The organism is Acidocella sp., from assembly GCF_052326845.1.
In the GTDB taxonomy this organism is placed as follows: domain Bacteria; phylum Pseudomonadota; class Alphaproteobacteria; order Acetobacterales; family Acetobacteraceae; genus Acidocella.
Window position 1 is genome coordinate 1 of sequence record NZ_JBKQJR010000108.1, and the last position, 5,321, is coordinate 5,321.

A 5,321-nucleotide genomic window follows, 5' to 3' on the forward strand; every position below is an offset into this window, starting at 1 on the left:
CCGTTGTTCGGAGTCGATGCCGAGTTCCGGAATGTGGATATAATCGATACCCAGCTTGCTGGCGGTATCGGACAAAGTTTTTTTGGAAAAGCCATATTTTCGGCTGAGCGGGTTGCGCCGCACATCGACGAGGGTCTTCACGTTGTGCTTGAGAAGACGGTTCAAATACCCCTCAAAGGAAGAACCCTCATAGCCAATGGTAAAAAGGCAAGCGCGCGACATGGAGGGACGCACAGCCTCGATCGCAGCACATTCCTCTCTGGTCATCAGGCGCGCGGCAATCTCGCTATGGATAGCGTAATAGGGATAGCGGCGATAAACTTCCTGCACGAGACTGTCGCCGGTCATGTGCGCGTACTTCTTGCGGAACAGCTCATAGAGATTGTCGCCGAGGTCCATGCTGGACTGCGCCGCAGTCCCCTTCAACCGCCATTCGTCACTGTCATGCAGCACGTCTATCTCGATAAGGCGGCGCTTATCGGCATAGGACTGGAATGAGAAGCAGCCGAAGCGATAGGGCACGAATTCGAACGATGGCGTCCGCTCATATTCCTGCGTGTAGAGGAAAAGGTATTTCTGGAAATCGACGCTGGACAAGCGTCCGCCGAAAGCCCCCAGCAATCCGATGAGGGCTTTTTGTCGATAGTTCAGGAGCGGCGGTTTGTTGGCCATGATTCTTTATAGGAGAAAGCCTTCCATATGAGAATCTACAAAATGGAACGGGGATTCGATAGGCTAAACCCTGGCGAGGGCAAAATATTATTTTTATGCGGCCCAAGGCCGAGGTAGGCGAGCCGCCGAGCGGCTCGTAAGAGGGGAGGCCGTGCGGCCTCCTCAGAATGGCCGCACCTGCGTCCGGCCCGAAGCGTAAAAAAATTTAAGGGATGCTGTTGCCGTGTTTATGCGAGCGGCATCGGCATAACACGGGAGGATTGGTGCGGGCGGGGGGACTTGAACCCCCACAGGACAAAGTCCCAACGGATTTTCTTACCACTACGACTTTCGTCGCCCTGGTCTCCGCATGACACATGCTGAGAGCAAGTTCGTAGTCTGGACTATCCCTTCACCCTAGCCTTTGGCCTTAGGTGCTGCCCGTCTAGTCTCTACACCTTCCCGTTGCCGGGCTTGGCTCGGGATTGCCATTTTACAGGTTCCCCCGACTTTGAGCAGTTCTGCACCCCCGGTTTCCCGGAGGGCACTCAAGCTGGTTTAAGTCCGGTGCGTCTACCGTTCCGCCACGCCCGCATTCCACCTCCATCTATACTGGTTCACCTAACGTAAGCCAAGGGTAGGTCTTAACGGGGAGCTACTCGTCACTGTCGGATGAGGATGAATCCACGTTTTTGTCCTTGGTTTTCCGCCGCTTGCGGACATTGATGGCCGCTGCATCCAACGTGTTCTTCAAATGAACGGCATAATATTTTTCGATCATTTCCACGCTGGTGCGGCAGTTTTTGGCAATTTGATAGATGTCGGCACCTTCCATGAGGCGCAGACAGATATAGGTATGCCTGAGGCTATAGGCGGTTCGCCGATTGCCTTCACGGTCGAGGGTCAGTTCTTCTTCCTCCAAGACCTTCTTGAACAATTCGCGGTGAGTCCGGTCGAACAACAGGTCTGTTGGCTTCGGTTTCACCATCTGGCGCGACAGCGACTCGGAGCGGCCAGACTGCATCTCATCCCCGTCCTCGCCGCCTGCCACTGGACGCAAGCGGCTGCGGAGCCGCTCGAATGGCGTCACCGCTCCCGGCATACTCTTACAGTAGCCGGTGCCCCGCTTTCCGCGCACCTCGATCTCAAGGATGCGCTCGCGTGTGGCTTCGTCGGTGACGGCGGTCACGTCGCGGAACTGAAGCCGTGCCGCCTCGTCAGGGCGCAACCCGGTGTTCGCCATGAACAGCACATAATCGTGCAATTGCTCGCACGACCGCCGCCACCGTGGCTTGGGCGGGTTCTTGGCCCGCTTCTGGGTGGCGCGCCACAGCTTGTTGTACTCATCAAGCGAGAACCAGCCGCGATGGGACACTTTGCCTGACGCCCGGAAGGGGGCGGACAGATCGGGGAGGAAAGGGAGCCACCCGTGCCGGTTGGCGCATTTTAGCACCTGGCGCAGGCAGACGATCTCTTGATGCAGCGTATTCCGCGCCGGCCGCATCGGCTCTCCTGTTTTGGGGTTCTTCCGGGAGGTCATGCGGTGGATACGGTATTCCTGTACGAGGCCAGGGGTGATCTCCGATAGTCCCTTCTTGCCAAAGAAGGGGCGGAGGTGAACGCGCAACCGATCCTGGTGCCCCTGCACATAGACCGGGCTGCGCTCTCCAGCCGTCAGTGCCAAGAATTCACGGAGGAACTGGTCTGCCGCCTTGTCGAAGGTCACGCCGCCGCCTCTGACCTCGCCGCGCCGAACCTTGCCTTTGAGGTCGAGGAACCAGTCCTCGGCGAAATCCTTCGCATGCGCGAGGCTTTCCTCTTTCGTGCTGATGCGATGATTGCGTCCGTTTATAAACGCCGAGCACTGCCAGTAGCGGCTGTTGTCGCGTTTATAAACGTGCACACGGCCGTCCATGAGTTCGTGATGTGCAGGCATCTTTTGATGCTCAAAAACTGTGAAAGTGCGTAAGCAATGTGTAACAGATTTGAACGGCTAATTCAACGAAAAAGTGATTGTTTTTATTGGTATTTTTAGATAATTTTTAATCTATATATCGGCTTTTAAGTCCGGTGCGTCTACCATTCCGCCACACCCGCCTTGGCTCCACGTAACCCGGACGCACCCGCTGGGCAATAACCCGTTGACCGCCCACGGCCCGGCTTGGCAGCAACAGGGCATGTCCCGAGCCAAGCCGCAACCGCAACCTCCCGCGCCTCAACCAAAGGCCAAGCCAAAGCCGCAGCCGAAGCTGCAGCCCGAGCAACTCGCCCGCCATCTGCGCCGGGGCTGGGCGGTTACGCGGCTGCTCATCATCGGCGCCATCTGGGGCGGGCTTATCCTGTTCCTGGCCGGGCTCTGGTTCACCTGGGACATGCCGAACCCCGCCACCGCCGTTACCACCCCGCGCCGTCCGGCCATCCTGCTGCTCGACCCGTCCGGCAATCTCGCCGCGCGGTTCGGCGATGCCTCGGGCCGAGTGGTGCTGCCCTCCGCCCTGCCGTCCTACGTGCCCGCCGCCTTCATCGCCATCGAGGACCGGCGCTTCTACGACCACGGGCCGTTCGACATGCAAGGCGTGGCCCGCGCTCTGGCCACTGACGTCGTCCATCGCCGCGTCATGCAGGGTGGCTCCACCATCACCCAGCAGGTGGCGAAGACCCTGTTCCTCACCAACCAGCGCAACCTGCGCCGGAAGGTGCAGGAGGCGGTGCTCTCCATCTGGCTCGCCCGGCACTACACGCCGGATGAAATTCTCGGCATCTATCTCAACCGCGTCTATCTCGGCGAGGGTGCCTACGGGGTGGATGCTGCGGCAAAGCTCTATTTCGGCGTGCCGGCGACCCAGCTCACCTTGGCCCAGGCCGCGATTCTCGCAGGGCTGCCCAAGGCGCCCTCCACCCTCAACCCCCTGGCCGATGGCCAAGCCGCCGCCAACCGCGCCACCGAGGTGCTGGATGCGATGGTGGCCACCCAGGTCATCAGCCCCGAGCAGGAGAATGCCGCCGAGGCTCAGCTTGCCGACGCGGCGCAGCCGGTCTCCCGCACCTCCTGGTACGCGCTCTGGGTGATGCAGCAGGAGAGCGCGCAAATCCCCGAGGGCGAGGACATCACCTTCACCACCACGCTCAATCCGGCGCTGCAAAACGCCGCCGAGGCCGCGCTGGACGACGCCATCGCCACCCAGGGGCCGGCGATGCGCATCTCCCAGGGCGCAGTGGTGGTGCTGGAGGCGAAGACCGGCGCCGTGCGCGCGCTTATCGGCGGGGTGGGCAACCGCGAGGGCTATAACCGCGCCACACTCGCGCGGCGGCAGACGGGCTCCGCCATCAAGCCCATCGTCTGGCTGGCGGGGCTACGCGCCGGCATGTCACCCTCCGACACTGTGCTCGACGGGCCGCTCTACCTGCACGGCTACCACCCGCACGACTACGAGGCCGGGTATCATGGCGAGGTCTCGATGACCGAGGCACTGGCGGACTCGATGAACACCGCGGCCATCCGCATCCTGCTCCGCGCGGGCGGCGCGCGACGCGTCATCGCGGTCGCCAGATCCCTCGGCTTGAACGACAATTTCCCGGATGACGCGACCATGGCGCTGGGCACGGGGGCTGTCGGCGTGCTGCAGATGGCGGGCGCCTACGCCACCTTCTTCAACGGCGGCGAGCGGGTGACGCCTTACGGCGTGACTGCCATCAACGGCGAGCCCGCGCCGCGCCAAGCCCCGGCGCCGGTGGTGGATGCCGCCCAGGCCCAGGCGGTGGCGGACATGATGCGCGCCGTGGTGACCGGCGGCACGGGCAAGGCCGCCTTTATCCCCAACATCTACACGGCAGGCAAAACCGGCACGACGCAGGATTACCGCGACGCCTGGTTCATCGGCTATGCGGGCGGCGACATCATCGCCGTGTGGCTGGGCAATGACGACAACTCCCCGACCAACAAGGCTCTGGGCGGCACTTTGCCCGCGCAGATATTCAAGACGATTGCGAGTGGGTTGGGCGGGTGACGCCGCGAAACGCCATCGCCGCGAGGCCGGCTGTTCGCCTCTCTGGATTCCGTGGTTGCATTACACCAAGAATCCTGGCCTATGGAGCCACCGATATTTACCTGGACCGCCTTTGATCACCAGAGGACACAGGGTGATATAAAGAGTCCAGGACTCAATTATTCATGCCGAACCCGCCGACCGACGACCTTAAGCCGTCAATGCTGCGCGCTTATCAGACCCCTGTGTTCAGTACCGCGGCCTGGCAGACCGCTTCGGCTTTTGGCCTCTACATCGCCTGTATCGCGGCGATGTACGCGGCGCTGCATGTCTCTGTCTGGCTGACATTGGCTCTCGCCCTGCCGGCCAGCGGCCTGATTGTCCGCATCTTCATGCTTCAGCATGATTGCGGCCATAATTCACTGTTTCCCTCACGCCGGCTGAACAGAATTGCCGGCGCCGCCTGCAGCCTGGTCACATTGACGCCCTTCGCCTACTGGCGCCGTCTGCACACGCGGCATCATCAGAACTGGAACGATCTCGACAATCGCGGCATCCCGGCCGATTTCTTTTCAGACTGCCTGACGCTGGCGGAATATAACGCGCTCCGCCCGAAGGCGAAGTTTCTGTACCGCGCGTCCCATCATCCGGTGTTGATGCACCTCCTGTTGCCGCCGGTCATCT

Annotated in this window: 4 protein-coding genes; 2 read left to right on the forward strand and 2 right to left on the reverse strand. The window is 61.2% G+C overall.

Going from position 1 to position 5,321, the window contains the following annotated elements:
- Together ACLPJJ_RS07205 and ACLPJJ_RS07210 are read right to left on the reverse strand one after the other, a co-directional pair.
- Positions 1 to 672: DUF488 family protein (locus tag ACLPJJ_RS07205; RefSeq protein WP_443590270.1), on the reverse strand; the 672-nt coding region annotated here is incomplete at its 3' end.
- 634 nt (positions 673 to 1,306) lie between these two features.
- Complete coding sequence (locus tag ACLPJJ_RS07210; RefSeq protein WP_443590271.1) at positions 1,307 to 2,566, reverse strand: tyrosine-type recombinase/integrase; 1,260 nt, start codon at positions 2,564 to 2,566, stop codon at positions 1,307 to 1,309.
- A 262-nt stretch (positions 2,567 to 2,828) separates the two neighbouring features.
- On the opposite strand from ACLPJJ_RS07210, the gene ACLPJJ_RS07215 reads away from it, so the two are divergent.
- On the forward strand, positions 2,829 to 4,658 hold the full coding sequence (locus ACLPJJ_RS07215; protein ID WP_443590272.1) for a transglycosylase domain-containing protein: 1,830 nt from the start codon (positions 2,829 to 2,831) through the stop codon (positions 4,656 to 4,658).
- Positions 4,659 to 4,822: 164 nt separating this feature from the next.
- A partial coding sequence (locus ACLPJJ_RS07220) for a fatty acid desaturase (RefSeq protein ID WP_443590273.1) occupies positions 4,823 to 5,321 on the forward strand: 499 nt, incomplete at its 3' end.

Bases quoted from the DNA above. Each gene is read 5' to 3' on its own strand.
- ACLPJJ_RS07210 (WP_443590271.1), bottom strand. From the start codon at position 2,566: ATGGACGGCCGTGTGCACGTTTATAAACGCGACAACAGCCGCTACTGG.
- ACLPJJ_RS07215 (WP_443590272.1), top strand. From the start codon at position 2,829: ATGTCCCGAGCCAAGCCGCAACCGCAACCTCCCGCGCCTCAACCAAAG.